Origin of the sequence: Phenylobacterium glaciei (genome assembly GCF_016772415.1) — a bacterium.
Lineage (GTDB): Bacteria > Pseudomonadota > Alphaproteobacteria > Caulobacterales > Caulobacteraceae > Phenylobacterium > Phenylobacterium glaciei.
This window is the reverse complement of the sequence record NZ_JAGSGD010000001.1, coordinates 1,802,152-1,817,344: the sequence shown is the minus strand read 5'-3', so window position 1 is coordinate 1,817,344 and position 15,193 is coordinate 1,802,152. Positions and strand designations below refer to the sequence as shown.

Annotated in this window: 16 protein-coding genes and 1 tRNA gene; 9 read left to right on the top strand and 8 right to left on the bottom strand. The window is 68.4% G+C overall.

What is annotated here, in order from left to right; all coding sequences use genetic code 11:
- The first annotated feature begins 94 nt into the window (after nt 1–94).
- Nucleotides 95–1,393 carry an acyl-CoA dehydrogenase family protein gene (locus JKL49_RS08795; RefSeq protein WP_215339834.1) on the top strand — a complete coding sequence of 433 codons (1,299 nt, stop codon included), beginning with the start codon at nt 95–97 and terminating at the stop codon, nt 1,391–1,393.
- Here the strand turns inward: JKL49_RS08795 and JKL49_RS08790 are convergent.
- From JKL49_RS08790 to JKL49_RS08780, 3 genes are read right to left on the bottom strand one after another with little or no spacing between them, the layout of a single operon-like run.
- Nucleotides 1,390–2,259 carry a hypothetical protein gene (locus JKL49_RS08790; protein WP_215339833.1) on the bottom strand — a complete coding sequence of 290 codons (870 nt, stop codon included), beginning with the start codon at nt 2,257–2,259 and terminating at the stop codon, nt 1,390–1,392. The two genes, JKL49_RS08795 and JKL49_RS08790, sit on opposite strands and share 4 nt — an antisense overlap.
- A complete protein-coding gene (locus tag JKL49_RS08785; RefSeq protein ID WP_215339832.1) occupies nt 2,259–2,981 on the bottom strand; it encodes a hypothetical protein in 723 nt (240 codons plus the stop codon). Before JKL49_RS08785 ends, JKL49_RS08790 begins: the two co-directional genes overlap by 1 nt.
- A gap of 10 nt (nt 2,982–2,991) precedes the next feature.
- Nucleotides 2,992–4,389 (bottom strand): Mur ligase family protein, encoded by a 1,398-nt coding sequence (locus tag JKL49_RS08780; protein ID WP_215339831.1) that lies wholly within the window; start codon nt 4,387–4,389, stop codon nt 2,992–2,994.
- 257 nt (nt 4,390–4,646) lie between these two features.
- Here JKL49_RS08780 and JKL49_RS08775 point away from each other — a divergent pair, with 257 nt between their 5' ends.
- The 3 genes from JKL49_RS08775 to JKL49_RS08765 all read left to right on the top strand — a co-directional run bounded on the left by JKL49_RS08775 (nt 4,647) and on the right by JKL49_RS08765 (nt 6,668).
- A complete protein-coding gene (locus tag JKL49_RS08775) occupies nt 4,647–5,687 on the top strand; it encodes a DUF7064 domain-containing protein (protein ID WP_215339830.1) in 1,041 nt (346 codons plus the stop codon).
- Nucleotides 5,688–5,751: 64 nt separating this feature from the next.
- A tRNA-Asn gene (locus tag JKL49_RS08770) sits at nt 5,752–5,827 on the top strand.
- A gap of 103 nt (nt 5,828–5,930) precedes the next feature.
- Nucleotides 5,931–6,668, top strand: a complete 738-nt coding sequence (locus JKL49_RS08765) for a hypothetical protein (protein ID WP_215339829.1) — start codon at nt 5,931–5,933, stop codon at nt 6,666–6,668.
- A 171-nt stretch (nt 6,669–6,839) separates the two neighbouring features.
- Here JKL49_RS08765 and JKL49_RS08760 read toward each other — a convergent pair whose 3' ends face one another.
- The gene (locus JKL49_RS08760; RefSeq protein WP_215339828.1) at nt 6,840–7,826 is read right to left on the bottom strand and encodes a GlxA family transcriptional regulator; all 987 of its coding nucleotides are present in this window, start codon (nt 7,824–7,826) and stop codon (nt 6,840–6,842) included.
- Between the two features lie 88 nt (nt 7,827–7,914).
- Here JKL49_RS08760 and JKL49_RS08755 point away from each other — a divergent pair, with 88 nt between their 5' ends.
- Complete coding sequence (locus tag JKL49_RS08755) at nt 7,915–8,052, top strand: hypothetical protein (protein WP_215339827.1); 138 nt, start codon at nt 7,915–7,917, stop codon at nt 8,050–8,052.
- A 1-nt stretch (nt 8,053) separates the two neighbouring features.
- The gene (locus tag JKL49_RS08750) at nt 8,054–9,172 is read left to right on the top strand and encodes a DJ-1/PfpI family protein (RefSeq protein ID WP_215339826.1); all 1,119 of its coding nucleotides are present in this window, start codon (nt 8,054–8,056) and stop codon (nt 9,170–9,172) included.
- Here the strand turns inward: JKL49_RS08750 and JKL49_RS08745 are convergent.
- Together JKL49_RS08745 and JKL49_RS08740 are read right to left on the bottom strand one after the other, a co-directional pair.
- On the bottom strand, nt 9,169–9,330 hold the full coding sequence (locus JKL49_RS08745; protein ID WP_215339825.1) for a hypothetical protein: 162 nt from the start codon (nt 9,328–9,330) through the stop codon (nt 9,169–9,171). The two genes, JKL49_RS08750 and JKL49_RS08745, sit on opposite strands and share 4 nt — an antisense overlap.
- A 69-nt stretch (nt 9,331–9,399) precedes the next feature.
- Entirely contained in the window at nt 9,400–10,776 is a 1,377-nt protein-coding gene (locus JKL49_RS08740; protein ID WP_215339824.1) for a DUF6880 family protein, read from the bottom strand.
- Nucleotides 10,777–10,855: 79 nt separating this feature from the next.
- Here JKL49_RS08740 and JKL49_RS08735 point away from each other — a divergent pair, with 79 nt between their 5' ends.
- Nucleotides 10,856–11,554, top strand: coding sequence for a class I SAM-dependent methyltransferase (locus tag JKL49_RS08735; RefSeq protein ID WP_215339823.1), 699 nt, complete (start codon nt 10,856–10,858; stop codon nt 11,552–11,554).
- Nucleotides 11,555–11,628: 74 nt separating this feature from the next.
- Nucleotides 11,629–12,522, top strand: coding sequence for an alpha/beta fold hydrolase (locus JKL49_RS08730; RefSeq protein WP_215339822.1), 894 nt, complete (start codon nt 11,629–11,631; stop codon nt 12,520–12,522).
- On the opposite strand, the gene JKL49_RS08725 is transcribed toward JKL49_RS08730, so the two are convergent.
- Nucleotides 12,519–13,346, bottom strand: coding sequence for an aldo/keto reductase (locus JKL49_RS08725; protein WP_215339821.1), 828 nt, complete (start codon nt 13,344–13,346; stop codon nt 12,519–12,521). The genes JKL49_RS08730 and JKL49_RS08725 overlap by 4 nt on opposite strands.
- Before the next feature lie 84 nt (nt 13,347–13,430).
- Nucleotides 13,431–13,871, bottom strand: coding sequence for a VOC family protein (locus JKL49_RS08720; RefSeq protein WP_215339820.1), 441 nt, complete (start codon nt 13,869–13,871; stop codon nt 13,431–13,433).
- A 249-nt stretch (nt 13,872–14,120) separates the two neighbouring features.
- Here JKL49_RS08720 and JKL49_RS08715 point away from each other — a divergent pair, with 249 nt between their 5' ends.
- The gene (locus tag JKL49_RS08715) at nt 14,121–15,185 is read left to right on the top strand and encodes an efflux RND transporter periplasmic adaptor subunit (RefSeq protein WP_215339819.1); all 1,065 of its coding nucleotides are present in this window, start codon (nt 14,121–14,123) and stop codon (nt 15,183–15,185) included.
- Nucleotides 15,186–15,193: the final 8 nt, after the last annotated feature.

Genomic DNA, 15,193 nt, shown 5'->3' with positions numbered 1-15,193 from the left:
CTCAGGCTTGACGATCTGCGGCCCTCAGGGTCGGCTTGTAAATCGCCAAAATGATCGGCCACCCGGTTCCAAAAACAGGCCGAAGGGAAACGCCATGGACTTCAACCTGCCCCCCGAACTCGTCGCCTATCTGGCGGAGCTGGACAGCTTCATCGAGGCCAAGATCAAGCCGCTTGAGCAGCGCGACGACAACATGCGCTACTTCGACCACCGCCGCGAATACGAGCGCACCGACTGGGACGCCGGCGGCCTGCCGAAGAAGGAATGGGAGGAATTGCTGGGCCAGGCCCGCAAGCTGGCCGACGAGGCCGGGCACCTGCGCTACGCCTGGCCGCCGGAGATGGGCGGCAAGGGTGGCTCCAACCTCGACATGGCGGTGATCCGCGAGCACCTGGCCGCCCGGGGCCTGGGTCTGCACAACGACCTGCAGAACGAACACTCCATCGTCGGCAACAACCCCTTCATCCTGATGTTCAAGGAGTTCGCCACCAACGCCCAGTACGAGCGCGACGGCGCGAACCTGCTGGCCGGCAAGATGCGCACGGGCTTTGGCCTCACCGAGCCGCAGCATGGCTCCGACGCCACCTGGATGGACACCACCGCGGTGCGCCAGGACAAGGACGGTCAGCCCGGCTGGCTGATCCAGGGCGAAAAGATGTGGACGACCGGCATGCACGTGGCGACCCACGTCATGGTCTTCGCCCGCACGAGCGGCAAGGACGGCGACGCCACCGGCATCACCTGCTTCATCGTCCCGGCCGACACCCCCGGCGTGAAGGTCGAGGAGTACCTCTGGACCTTCAACATGCCCACCGACCACCCCCGGGTCAGCTTCACCGAGGTCTGGGTGCCGGAGGACAGCTACTGGGGCCAGATCGATCGCGGCCTGGGCCTGGGCCAGAGCTTCGTGCACCAGAACCGCATCCGCCAGGCGGCCTCGTCCCTGGGCGCGGCGGTCTACTGCATCGAGGAGAGCGTGAAATACGCCCGCCAGCGCAAACCCTTCGGCAAGCCCCTGGCCGACAACCAGGCCATCCAGTGGCCTCTCGTCGAGCTGGCCACCCAGTGCGAGATGCTGCGCTGGCTGATCCGCAAGACCGCCTGGGACATGGACCACATGGAGCACAAGGAGATCGAGCGGCAGATCTCCGACAAGGTCTCGATGTGTAACTACTGGGCCAACCGCCTGGTCTGCGAGGCCGCCGACCGGGCCATGCAGGTGCACGGCGGCATCGGCTATTCGCGGCACAAGCCCTTCGAGCATATCTACCGCCACCACCGCCGCTACCGGATCACCGAGGGCGCCGAGGAAATCCAGATCCGCAAGGTCGCCGCCTTCCTGTTCGGCTTCCTGGGGCCGAAGAAGAAGGTCTATGCCGAACTGGGGCTCTAGCCCTGCGGCGTCCACCAGGGCTCGCCGGTCTCCTGGGACAGGCGAGCCAGGTGCTGCATGATGCTCATGCTGCCGGCGAAGTGCAGGAAGTAGGCCTTGGAGAGCTCGTTCCTCAGGTGATTGATCAGCCGGGGCATGTCCGGGTGCTCGACGGTCTCGATGTCGGCGAAGTCAAGAAAGCGGCGCTCGTGGATCACCCAGTTGAAGCGCGGGGTGATGGGGGTCAGCAGTCCGCGCCGCGCGATCTCCCGCGACAGGCCCGGCTGCTCGTAGAGGCGTGAGGCCGACTCCGTGGCGTAGATCTCCTTGAGCAGGGCGTTGTGGTGTTGCGGGCTCATCACCAGCACCCCGGTGTTGAGCATCGGGGCGCCCTCCCCGTCGATCTCGGATTCGGCGTAGCCGTTGTCCTCGGTGAAGCGCCAGGCCAGCGGCGCCAGCTGCGGGTCCACCGTCACATTGTGCAGGCGCTCGAAATAGATGTGCTTTTCGGCTTCGGAGAACTGAGCGCCGGAGATCGAGGCGCCGATCTTCGTGGGGTCCGGAACCTCGCGCAGGATGTTGGGGGCGTCGCCCGCGATGACGATGTCGGCGTCGATCCAGACGATGCGGTCGTAGGCGGCCGACCAGGGCTGATCCAGCACCAGCAGCTTCTGCCAGGCCGGCGACCGCGCCTGGCCGCGCGGCGACATGTCGGGCCGGTGAGCGATGCCGATCAGGTCGAAACCGTGCCGGTCGGCATAGGCCTGCCAGTTGGACTGGCACATGACCCGCCACACCTGCTCATAGGTCTCCCCCACCAGGACCGTGACGATGGCCTGGCGGTGCGCCGGCGCCACCTCGTCGGCGGGAGACGCCAGGAAGAACATCAGCTGGCGGCGATCTCGTGGGCCAGGACGGCAGGGACCTTGGTCTGGTCGGGCGCCGTCAGGTCGGTTCCTTCGGGGCCGGTGATGGGCCTGGCCTCGGTCCAGGTCGCGCCGGCGTCGGTGGTGTCATAGCGGAACCAGGCCAGCGGCTTGCCCTCGCGCTCGGCCTTGGCCACCAGCCCGCCCTTGCCCTTGGCGTCCAGGGACAGGCTGACGAACTCCGGATGCTCGGCGGGCGCGTTCAGCCCCTCCGGCGAGGCCAGGCCGACGCAGGTCAGGGCGCCGCCGCCAACGGGCAGCAGGGTGATCCCCAGGGGCCCACCGCCCTCGCGGGTCACCTTGGTGATCAGGTAGACGCCCGCCGCCCCGTAGCGCACGGCCTGCACCTGCGAGATGGGATCAAGCATATAGCCGGCCCAGCCGGCGCCGGACTTGCGGAACACCGTGGCGCCCGTCGCCCCACCCACCACCACCGGCCCCGGGAAGCCGGCCGGCGAGACGACGAAGGCCTCGGGGGCCTCCACCAGGAGCCGGCGCATGTTCTGGTCGAACAGCGCGGGCGCTGAACAGTCCCACTCGCCCTCGTGGGTGCTCAGCGCCTCGCGGGCGGCGTCCTGCTGCGCCTGGGTCAGGGCTGCGATCGCAGGGGTCGGCGGCGGGGCGGGCTTCTGGCACGCAGTCAGAGCCAGAGCGGCGGCCAGGGCGATCAGCGGCAGGCGCATGGGCGATCCTTTATCCGTAGAGGCGATCCATCACCGCCGGCAGCCTGTCGGGCAGGCCCAGCAGCGGGCCGGAAGATAGCAGCAGGACGATCTCGTCGCCCTTCAGATGGGAAAGGGATCCGATCACCGCGTCCGCGCTGGTGGGCCCCTCCACGGGGACGCCGGCCTGATAGACCCGCTCCAGGATCTCGGCGTGGGTGGACTGGTGATGGGTCTGCGCGCCATGGCCCGGCGGCGGGATCAGCAGCACACGGGACACCCCCGCGAACACCGTGTCGTACCAGGCGAGCGCATCCTTGCTGCGCCAGGAGAAGGTGTGGGGTTCGAACACCACGATCAGCGGCCGCTCGGGATAGTGCAGCTGCAGGGCGTCGATGGCCGAGCGGGCCTTTTCGTAAGACGAGCCGAAGCCCTCGATCAGCGGGACCTTCGAGGTCTTGGTCAGACGGTCCAGCCGGCGGCGGATGCCCTCGAAGCTGGCCAGGCCTTGAGCCAGGTCGGCCTCGCTCACCAGATGACGCTCCAGCAGGAAGGCCGAAACCCCGACGATGTTCTCGATGTTGTGGGCGCCCAGCAGGGTGGTGGTGAGCGCGATGCGCTCCCCGTCCGGGCGCACCAGTTTGAAGCTGGTGGTCTCGCCATAGGCCACATCCTCGCTGAACCAGCCGTCGCAGGGGACGGTGTCGTACCAGACCACGTGAGCGTCGGTTTCGGCGGCGATCTTGTGCACGGCGGAGTGGTCGCGGGCCACCATCAGCCCGCCCTTGGGCAGGTCGTGCATCAGCGCGATGAACGGCGCCTCGTAGTCGTGGAAGGTCGGGAAGACGTTGACGTGGTCGTGGATCAGCGAGGTCAACAGCAGGTGGCGCGGGTGGTACAGGGCGAACTTGGACCGGGTGTCGCCATTGCCGACGATGTACTCGTCCCCCTCCAGCACGATCTCGTGGCGAGTCCCCCAGTGGCCGGTGGCCGGCAGGGAGGGCGAGATGGCGCCGATCATCCAGCCCGAGTCGTGGCCGGCCTCGCGCAGGATGTGGGCCATCAGCGCCGTGCAGGTGGATTTCCCGAAGGAGCCGGCCACCACGATGTTCTCGCGATGCGCTGTCTGCTCTCCCACCAGTTCGGCGAAGGTGGTGATGCGCACGCCGCGCGCCCGGGCGGCCGCCACCTCGACATTATCGTCGCCCCCCAGCTTGGCGCTGGTTCCCAGCACCAGGACGTCGAGGCCGTTGGGCAGGTTGGCGACGTCAAAATGGTAAGTCACCGGGAAGCCCAGCCCCGCCACATAGGTGGACATCGGGGGGAAGACGTCTTCGTCGGAGCCGGAGACCTCGTGGCCCGCGTCGCGCATCATCAGCGCCACCGCGCTCATGCCCGCTCCGGCTATGCCCGTAAAATGAATGCGCATGCGATTCCGCCTGAGACCGGCCGTGAGTTAACCGAGGCCGCCCGCCCCCGTCGAGGGCGCCTGGGGAACTTCCAGTTAAGACCTGATTAACCATAAGAGCCGACTCTGCAGTGGTCTTCCTTGAAGACACCCCACCATCACCACTTCACAGCCCGGCTTCGGCCGGGCTCTTTTTTTGGCTCAGCCCCGGATTGGCTTGGCGGCCCCGGCGTCAAGGCGCGCAGGCTCCTGGCAAAATCGCGTGTGGAGGATGCGCCATGGCCAAGGCCCCGACCGGCTTCAAGACCCGTCTGGAACCCCAGGACGAGTTCACCCACGATCCGGGTGACGTCAAAAACTACAACGAAAGCATGTACTTCAACGTCTTCGATCCGAAGACCAAGACCGGCGGCTGGTTCCGCATCGGCAACCGCGCCAACGAGCATTACGCCGAGATGACCATCTGCCTGTACCTGCCCGACGGGCGGGTGGGCTTCATGTTCGCCAGGCCCGCCATCACCGACAATTCGGAGATGAACGCCGGGGGACTCAAGGTCGAGGTGGTCGAGCCCTTCAAGCACCTCAAGGTGACCTATTCGGGCAAGGCGCTGATTCTGGAGCGGCCCCATGAGATGGCCGACCCGAAAAAGGCCTTCCGTGACAATCCGTCCCTCCCCTGCACCATCACCCTCGATTACGAGGGCGTCTCGCCCATGTACGGCGGCGAGACGGTCCGCGAGGACGGGGTGGCCATCGAGATCGATCCCGAGAAGTCCTTCGCCAAGGCCCACTACGAACAGCACTGTTCGGCCAAGGGCGTCTTCACCATCGGCGACGAGCGGTTCGAGATCGAGGGCTACGGCCTGCGCGACAAGTCCTGGGGCCCGCGTCACTGGCAGGCCATCGACTGGTATCGCTGGTGCCCGATGAACTTCGGCCGCGACTTCGGGATGATGCTGTCGGTGATCGGCGACGGCAAGGGCGGCGCGCGCCAGGGCGGCATGGTGTTCGAAGGCGGCGCCTACGACCTGATCTCCGAGTGCGTGATCGATAGCGACTGGGACGAGCGCGGCTACCAGACCGCCCTGCGCGCCAAGGTGAAGACCCACGGCGGCAAGAGCTACGAGGTGACCGGCAAGGTCATGTCCCTGATCCCCCTGCGCAACCGCCGCACCACGCCCGAGGGTCAGGAGCTGCAGACCCGCATCACCGAGGGGATGACCGAATACCGCTGCGGCGACCTCGTGGGCTATGGCCTCAGCGAGTACCTGGACCAGATCGTCGACGGCCAGCCGAACGGCAAAGCCGCAGGGTACTAAAAGAGGGCTCAGACCGACTTGCACCGACGCGCGGGCCATCGTATACGCCCGCCTCCAACGGTGATCCCGGATAGCTCAGCTGGTAGAGCAGTCGGCTGTTAACCGACTTGTCGCAGGTTCGAGTCCTGCTCCGGGAGCCATTGGAAATCGGGACCTTCGAGGTCCCGCGTCACCCACATTGTCAGTCTTCGACGGAACCGCCGCCGCGCGCCGGCTTTCCCTGGATTCAAGCGGAGCCATGACATGACCACAAGACCCCTGGGACGCAGCCTGGCCGTCGTGCTGGCCGTCGTCGCCGCCATCGCCATTCCCGCGATCCAGATGACCCAGCACATAGGGCTGTCGGCCGCCGAGTTCTCCGGCCAGGGCGACCAGACCCTGCGGGCCGCCGGCTACGCCTTTTCCATCTGGGGCCTGATCTATTTCGGCCTGGCCGCCTACGCGATCTATCAGCTGACCGTGGCTCCCGAGACGCCAACCCTGGGCGCCGTCGCCTGGCCGTCCGTCGTGACCATCGCCGGCTGCGGCGCCTGGATCCTGGCCTCGGCCTTCAATCAACAGTGGCTGAGCGTGGCGATCATCGTGATCTCGGCGGCCACCATGGTGGCGGGGCTGATGCGCGCGCGGGCCGACGCACCCACCCCGGCCTTCCGCGACAGGCTGCTGATCGTCTGGCCACTGTCGCTGCTCGCCGGCTGGCTGACCATCGCCTCGGCCATCAACATCCTGACGGTGCTGACCGCCCAAGGCGTCATCGGCCCAGACCTGCCCTGGGCCTTGATCGGCGTCGCCGCGGTGCTGTTGGTGGGCGGCTTCGTCGGCTGGCGGCTCGCCTCTGCGGTCTACCTGGTTCCGATCATCTGGGGCCTGGCCGGCGTCTATGTCGCCGAGCAGGCCGACAAGCCCAGCGCCGCCTGGCTGGCGGCCGGCGCGGCCCTGCTGCTGGCGGTGGAAGCCCTGCGCCTCGCGCGCCGCCGCTAGGCCGCCACCCGGCCGAACACACCAACAATCGTCATCCCCGGGCTTGTCCCGGGGACCCATGATCTCCGCCTCCCGGCAGGCCGCGCGGCAGAAGCCCCGGACGCTTGCTGAACCCCGGAGATCATGGGTGGCCGGGACAAGCCCGGCCATGACGATCGAGATCGAAGAGCGCTAGGCCGCCACCCGGCCGAACCGCTGGCGGTATTCGCCGGGCGTGATCCCCACCCGCTTCTGGAAGGCGCGGTGCAGGCCGTCCAGGCTGCCGAAGCCTGACCGCTCCCCCACGCGCGCCAGGGGCCAGTCGGAGGTCTCCAGCAGGGCCTTGGCCCGGTCGACCCGGGCGATCTCCACGAAGGCGGCGGGCGTGGTCCCGATCTCTTTCTGGAAGACGCGGGAGAAGGTTCGCTCGCTCATGCCGCTGCGCCGGGCCAGTTCCGGCAGACTGAGGTCGCCCGCCGGATCGCCGGTGATCTGCGCCACCAGAGTGCGCAGCTTCGGCGTCGCAGCCGCCTGCACCCCCAGGCCCGCGCTGAACTGGGTCTGACCGCCGGGGCGGCGCATGAACAGCACCAGGTTGCGCGCCACAGCCAGGGCCACCTCGGCGCCCAGGTCGGCCTCCACCAGGGCCAGGCAGAGGTCGATCCCCGCCGTCACCCCGGCCGAGGTGTAGAAGGGCGGATCGGCCACGAAGATGGCGTCCGGCTCCAGCCGCACCGCCGGGCGGAAGGCCCGCATGGCGTCGCAGGAGTCCCAGTGGGTGGTGGCCCGGCGGCCGTCCAACAGCCCGGCCTCGGCCAAGACGAAGGCGCCCGAGCACACGCTGCCGATCCGGCGCACGCTCTCGCGGCGCGCCTGCAGCCACTCCACCAGCCCGCTGCCGCGCATGGAGAGCAGGCCCGCCTCGTCGCCGCCCGCCACCAGCACGGTGTCCAGACCGTCAGGCAGGTCTGCGACAGCCACGAACCCCGCCAGCCGCAGGCCGGAATTGCAGGTGATCTCCCCGCCCTCCAGCGACGCCAGGAGGATGTTGTAGGCCGGCGCGCCGGCGTAGCGGTTGGCCATGGAGAACACCTCCAGCGGCCCGACGAGATCGAGGGACTGGGCGCCGTCATAGCCGATGAGAGCGATGTTTCGGAGAGGGAGCGGGGCTGAGGTCATGGCGTAATTTGCGATACTAATGACATTTTCGCCAGAACTTTCGACGCCTAAAGTCGCTTCATCAACCACCCGATGAAGGACACCTGTGATGACCAACCCCTGCTCCAACGACAACTGCAGCTGCCAGCCCTGCGCCTGCGGCCCCACCTGCGCCTGCGGCGAGACTTGCGCCTGCAACGCCCCCAGCCAGGCCAGCGCCCCGGCCTCCGCCACCGACGCGAACTGATATGCGCACCCTCGTCCTCGCCGCGGCGGCCAGCGCCGCGACCCTCGCCTTCCTGCACCCGGTCGCGCCCTTGGCGGCGACGGGGCCGAGCGTGGCGCTCATCGCCCCCGACGGTCTGACCCTTCCCGCCCCCAAGGCGGGTCGGGCCAGGCCGCTGGTGGTGGTCCTGGCCGATAGCGCCGGCGCCGAGACCACCGACTTCACCATCCCCTATGGCGTCCTGAAGGAGTCCGGCGTCGCCGAGGTCCGCAGCGTCGCCACCGGCGCGGGTTCCATCAAGCTGAGGCCAAGCCTCAGGGTCCTGGCCGACCAGACCACCGCCCAGTTCGACAGGGCCGAACCCGCCGGCGCCGACATCATCATCGTGCCCGCCCAGGTGAAACCCAAGAGCCCGGAGCTGGCCGCCTGGCTGCGCGCCCAGGCCGCCAAGGGGGCCACCATCGTCTCGATCTGCGAAGGCGCCCGGGTGCTGGCCAACGCCGGCCTGCTGCACGACCGCCGGGCCACCACCCACTGGTCGGCGCTGAAGGGCCTGACCAAGGCCTATCCCGACACCACCTGGGTCCGCGACCGCCGCTATGTCCAGGATGGCGCGGTCATCTCCACCACCGGGGTCTCAGCCTCCATCCCCGCGTCGCTCGCCCTAGTGGAGGCCATCGCCGGCCGCGCCGCGGCCCAGGCCACCGCCGACCGGATCGGCGTGCGCGAGTGGGGCGTTGAGCATCGCACGGCCGACTTCCAGGTGACGGGCGCCGACTATCGCCACGCTGTCGCCTCGCTCGCCGCCTTCTGGACCCATGAAGCCGTGGAGGCGCCCATCACCGATGGCGCCGACGAGGTGGCCCTGGCCCTGCGCGCCGACACCTGGTCGCGCAGCTACCGCACCAAGGTGGTCACCACCCGGGTCGGTCTCGCCCCCGTCCGCTCACGCCACGGCCTGACCATCCTGCCCGACGCCGAGCCGCAGGCGGGCCGCTATGTCCTGCCGGTCCAACCGGGTCCGGCCGCCGCCCAGATCGACGCGAACCTGGCGGCGATGAGCAAACGCTATGGCCCGGAGGCCGCGCGGCTGGCGAAACTGGGATTGGAGTACGACCCGCCGAAGGCGGTCGCGCGCTAACCGAACGTCGCCATCGCGATCTTGGTCAGCCAGACCGCGAGCAGGGTCAGCAGGGTCCCGGTGAGGAGTCCACGCGCGAAGGAGCCGTGGCGCTCCCACCAGACTCGCCGCGCCCGAAACCGCTGAGCGCGATCAATCCGTCGTTTCTGCATCGCCATGCGCGCGTCTCTGCGCCTCGAACGAGTCCGCCGCAAGACCCGATCCGGACCTTTGATAGGCGCCGCGCCTCAGGCCTGTGGATGGTGTCCCACCCGACCCACAAAGTCGGAATGGGATTCAAACTCGCCGAACTCGGCGATCTGAGGCGCCAGGGTCGCGAGATCGGCGATCCAGCGCTCGGCGTCGGCGAAGCGGTCGCGGCGGTTGAAGCGCAGGGTCCGCCCGATCATGGCGCGGTAGAGCAGGCTCGCCGCCAAGGGATAGCGTCCTTCGAGGGCCAGGGCCGCGGCTTCCAGTCCGTCGTAGTCGTCGCCGTCGATCTCGTGGCTGCGGGCGAGCACCAGGGCCGAGGCCTGGCTGAGCGCCGGCCAGGCCAGGAAGAAGCGCAGGGCGGCGGGGAAACTCTTGAAGCCGGCCACGAAGGCCAGGGCCCTGTCCTCGGCCACCACGTCGTCGAAGTCGGGCAGGCGCTTGAGATAGGCGCGCAGCCGGTCGGCCGACAGCCGCTGCTCGAAGGCGGTCCAGCGTACGGCCTGGGCGGCCTCGGTCTGGCCGTCGGCCTCGAGCGCGTCGAGATAGGCGTCCTCCCAGGCTTTCAGGCTAGGCGCCGAGGCCACCACCCGGGCCTGGGAGCGGGCCAGGTCGGCGAAGGCGGGCGGGGCCGAACGCTTGAGGGCGGCGAGCGCGTCGGCCGGCCGACCGGCGGCGGTCAGGCGGCTGGCGATCTGGGCGCCCGTCCAGGGTTGCAGCGCTTCGCTGGCGGTGATGGTGGCGATGAAGCCGTCCACGTCGCCTTGCGCGTCGGCGAGCGCCTGGACAGCGGCGCGCAGCGCGGGTTTGGGCCGTCCGCGCCGGGCGATGGCGGCCTCCAGCAGCAGCCGCAGCCGGGCGATCCCCTCGGCGTCCAGGGCCGGCAGCAGGATCTCCACCAGGCGGACGAAGATCTCGTCCTCGTCGGTCTCCAGGGCCTGGAAGGCGCGGTCGGCCAGGGCCGTGGTCGAACCCTTGGCGGCGACGGCGATGGGCCCGAGGTCCTCGACGGCGCCCAGGAACACCGCCTCCACCTCGCCCTTCTCGTCCTTGGTCAGGCGCAGCACGCCCTCGGCCATGTCGAGAAACCGCCAGAGGAACTCCAGCGCCAGGGCCGGCTTCTGCTGCGCCATCTTGCCGGTGATCATCGCCCGCTGCAGCGACAGGTCGCGGACGAACTCCTTGTACTTGCGCCAGTGGACGCGCGAGCGGCGCGTCTCGATGGCCGCCAGCCGCTTGCCGATCTCGGTGGCCAGGTCCTCAGGCCCGACCTCGCCCGCCAGCTCCATGCGCAGGCGGCGCTTGATGGTGGGCTGGGCCTCGGCCACCTCCACCAGAATCTCGGCCAGCCGCGCGGCGCCCAGGTCGGCCAGATTGGCGGCCGTGACGGTCTTGCGGGATCCGGGACGCTTCAAGCTAAACTCCGAGCGCGGCGCAACCGCATCTATCCTGTAACGCTATGCTGACTCGCTCGCTCAAGCGCCCGGAGAGAAAATGCCGATAGATCAACTCGAAGCCGAAGCCATCGTGGCCTCCCGCCCGTGGTGGTATCATCGCTTCGAGATCTTCCCGGGCGTGGTCACCCCTGGCGTCTACGATCCCAGCGGCACCCTGGAGATGCTGGACCTGCCCGCCGACATGACCGGCATGAGCGTCCTGGAGATCGGCCCGGCCGACGGCTACTTCACCAAGGTGCTCACCGCGCGGGGCGCCAGCGTCACCGCCGTCGACTACGCCGCCAAGGACTTCTACGGTTTCGCGGCCATGGAGAGGCTGGCCGAGCGGCCCTTCAAGTTCATCCGGGCCAATGTCTATGAACTGGACACCCTGCCCATCGAGCCCTTCGACGTGGTGATCTGCCTGGGCGTGCTCTACCACCTGCCTGACATGTGCAAGGCGCTCTGGTCCCTGCGCCAGTTCACCAAGAGCCGCCTGATCCTGGAGACCCTGGTCAGCCGCAAGCACGAGGACGAGCCCTTCGCCGAGTACCTGCCGGCCGACTCCAACAACGCCGACTACACCAACTTCTGGGCGCCCAATCCCAAGTGCTGCGAGATGATGCTGGCCGACGCCGGCTTCATCGTGGAGTCCAGCTGGATCAACGACAGCCGCGGCATGTTCCACTGCGCCGTCCACCCTGAGGAATGGGCCACCAAGAAGATGCGGGTGGCGTACGACTACCTGACGGTCTGACTTCATGACCTGACGCGTAATCGCGTCGCCGCCGCCGAGGGCTCACCTTTCCCGCATCAACACGGGGAAGATCGATGAACCGACGCAGCATCCTGGCGCTTGGCGCCACAGCGACCGTCCTGCCGCTCCAGGCCCAGGCCGCCAAGCCCAGACCTCACCGGGCCGTCCAGGTCGTCGCCCGCGACGGCACGCGGCTCTTCCATCGCGACTGGGGCGACGGCGCGCCGATGGTCTTCATGGCCGGATGGACCTTGACCTCCGAGGCCTGGGCCTATCAGGCCGCCGATCTTTCGGACCAGGGGGTGCGCTGCATCGCCTATGATCGCCGGGGTCATGGCCGGTCGGCGGATCCTGGCAGGGGCTACGACATCGACACCCTGGCCGACGACCTGGACTCGGTGCTCACCGCCCTGGACCTGACCGGCGTGACCATCGTGGCCCACTCCATGGCCTCGGGCGAGATCACTCGCTACCTGACGCGGCATGGGCAGGGCCGGATCGCGCGGGTCGTGTACCTGGCGCCCACCACGCCCTTCCTGACCCGGACCGCGGACAATCCGCAGGGCGCGCCGGCGGCCTATTTCGAACAGGCGCGCAAGACCTGGAAGACCGACTTTCCCCGGTGGCTGGACGACAACACCGACCCCTTCGTCACATCGCAGACCTCGGCGGGCATGAAGGACTGGATCAAGTCGATCATGCTCACCTGCTCGATGCAGGCGCTGGTGGAATGCAACAAGGCGATGGTCGGCACGGACTTCCGCCAGGAGTTGACGAGGCTCGCCGTCCCCTGCCTGGTGATCCAGGGCGACAAGGACATGTCCGCGCCCCTGGCCCTGACCGGCCGGCGCACTGCCGAGCTGATCCCGGGTGCGAAGCTGGTGGTCTATGAGGGCGCCCCGCACGGGCTGTTCATCACCCACATGGATCGCCTCAACGCCGACCTGCTGGCCTATGCGCGGAGTTAGCCGAACTTGGCCGGGTCGGGGCCGATGCGGCCGTCGGCGGCGTCCAGGGCCGCGATGGCCGCCATGTCCGCCGCATCCAGGCTGAAGCCGAAGACGTCGAGGTTCGACACGATCCGCGCCGGGGTCACCGACTTGGGGATCACGGTGAGGCCCAGGTCGACGTGCCAGCGGATGATCACCTGGGCCGGGGTCTTGCCGTGCTTGGCGGCGATGCCGGCGATCACCGGGTCGTCCAGCAGCTTGCCCTGTCCGAGCGGGCTCCAGGAGGTGGTGACGATGGCCTTCTCGGCGAGGAAGGCGCGCAGCTCGCCTTGCTGGAAGCGCGGATGCAGTTCGATCTGGTTGGCGGCGGGCGTGACGCCGGTCTCGCCGATGATCCGCTCCAGGTGTGGAATGGCGAAGTTGGAGACGCCGATGGACTTGGCGCGGCCCTCTTCGCGCAGGCGGACCAGGGCCTTCCAGCTATCGAGATAGAGGTCCTGGGTCGGGGCCGGCCAGTGGATCAGGTAAAGATCCACATAGTCCATGCCGAGCCGCTGCAGGCTCTTGTCGAAGGCCGCCAGCGCCGCGTCATAGCCCTGGTTCTCGTTCCACAGCTTGGTGGTGATGAAGAGCTTGTCGCGGGCAACGCCCGAACGCTTCACGCCCTCCCCGACCCCGGGCTCGTTGCGATAGGCCGAGGCGGTGTCGATGGCCAGGTAGCCGGCGTCGAGCGCCGTGGCCACGGTGTCGGCTGTGGTGTCGGCCGGGCTCTGCCAGACGCCGAGGCCCACCTGGGGCATGGGCCGGCCGTCATTGAGCTTCAGGAAGGTCTGGGCAGTCATCGGAGAAACTCCGGCGGAATGGCGTGGCGACTACATAGGCCACCACGCGCCAGGGCCAAGCCCCGCCCGGCTGTTATTCCGCCGTCACCAGGCGCCGACGTTGGGCATGGAGAGCCAGGGCTCGGCCGGCGCTTTGGACGGGCCCGCCTGCAGCAGCTCCACCGAGATGCCGTCGGGCGAGCGGACAAAGGCCATATGGCCGTCGCGGGGCGGCCGATTGATGGTCACCCCGCCGGCCTGCAGCCGGGCGCAGGTCTCGTAGATGTCGTCCACCGCATAGGCCAGGTGGCCGAAGTTGCGGCCGCCCTGATAGTCCTCGGGATCCCAGTTGTAGGTCAGTTCCACGGTGGGGGCGCGGTCGCTCTTGGCCAGCTCCTCGTCACCGGGGGCGCACAGGAAGACCAGGGTGAAGCGGCCCATTTTGTTCTCCGCCCGGGAGACCTCCTTCAGACCCAGCTTGTCGCAGTAAAAGGCCAGCGACGCATCGAGGTCGGCCACGCGGACCATGGTGTGGAGGTATTTCATCGAACCGCTCTCTCTAAATTCAATCCAGGGTAGGCGCTGAAACTCGGCTGTCTCACCGGGCATGGCGTGCCGCGATCCTGCGGCTTCGCGGGCACAATATGCGGCCATACAACATCCTGTCCGCGATTTCATTTGCGCTCGCAGAACGGTGGCATCAAAAGCCGCTGCAACCTATCTACATAGGACTGGGGCGAGCGACCGATTCATATGCGGTCGCCCAATGACTGCTGCGCTCGGGGAAACGGCTGTATGCGCGTAAAATCTTCTTACCTGTTTGCCGGCGGCCTCCTTCTTGTCGTTGCGCTGTTCTTCATCGTCGGCTCCCTGTTTGGCGGCGACAAGAAGAAGGCCGAAGCCAAGCCCGCGCCGGCCTCCGCCCTGCCCTCCGTCCAGGTTGTCCTGACGCCGGAAAGCCAGCACGCCTACGACGTGGTCATCCGCGGCCGTACGGAATCGGCGCGCACCGTGGTGGTGAAGTCGGAGTCGGCCGGGACCGTGGCCTCGACCCCGTCCACCGAGGGCAGCTATGTTCAGAAGGGCGCCGTGCTCTGCCGCCTGAACGTCGACGCCCGCCAGGCCAGCCTGGACCAGGCCCGCGCCAACCTGCGCTCGCGCCAGCTGAGCCAGCAGGCCTCGGTGGAACTGGCCAAGAAGGGCTTCCGTTCCCAGACCCAGGTCCTGCAGGACCAGGCCAACCTCGACAATGCCTCGGCCCTCGTCCGCCAGGCCGAGATCGGCGTCGAGCAGATGAATATCCGCGCGCCCTTCTCCGGCGTCTTCGACAAGCGCGAGGCCGAGGTCGGCACTTACTTGGCGCCCGGCCAGGCCTGTGGCGCCATGATCGAGCTGAACCCGCTGCTGGTGGTGGGCGACCTGCCCGAGAGCGAGGCCGGAAAACTGCGTGTCGGCGCCCCCGCCTCGGCGGTGCTGCTGTCGGGCCAGAGCCTGAGCGGCCGCGTCCGCTACGTCTCGCGCGACGCCGACCCGCAGACCCGCACCTATCATGTGGAGGTCGCCGTCGCGAACCCGAGCATGAGCGTCCGCTCGGGGCTCTCGGCCACGGTGAAAATCTCCGCCGGCGCCGGCCCTGCCCACCAGGTGCCGGTCTCGTCCCTGGTTCTGGACGCCGCCGGACGTCAGGGCGTGCGTTATGTCCTGCCGACCAACCAGGTGGCCTTCGCCCCCGTCACGGTGATCGAGGAAGACCCCGGCGGCGTCTGGGTTTCGGGCCTCGCGGGTCCCGTGCGCATCATCACCGTCGGTCAATCCTATGTGGCTGAAGGTCAAAAGGTTCGGGTCGCCACCGCGCGCTAAGCGCCGGC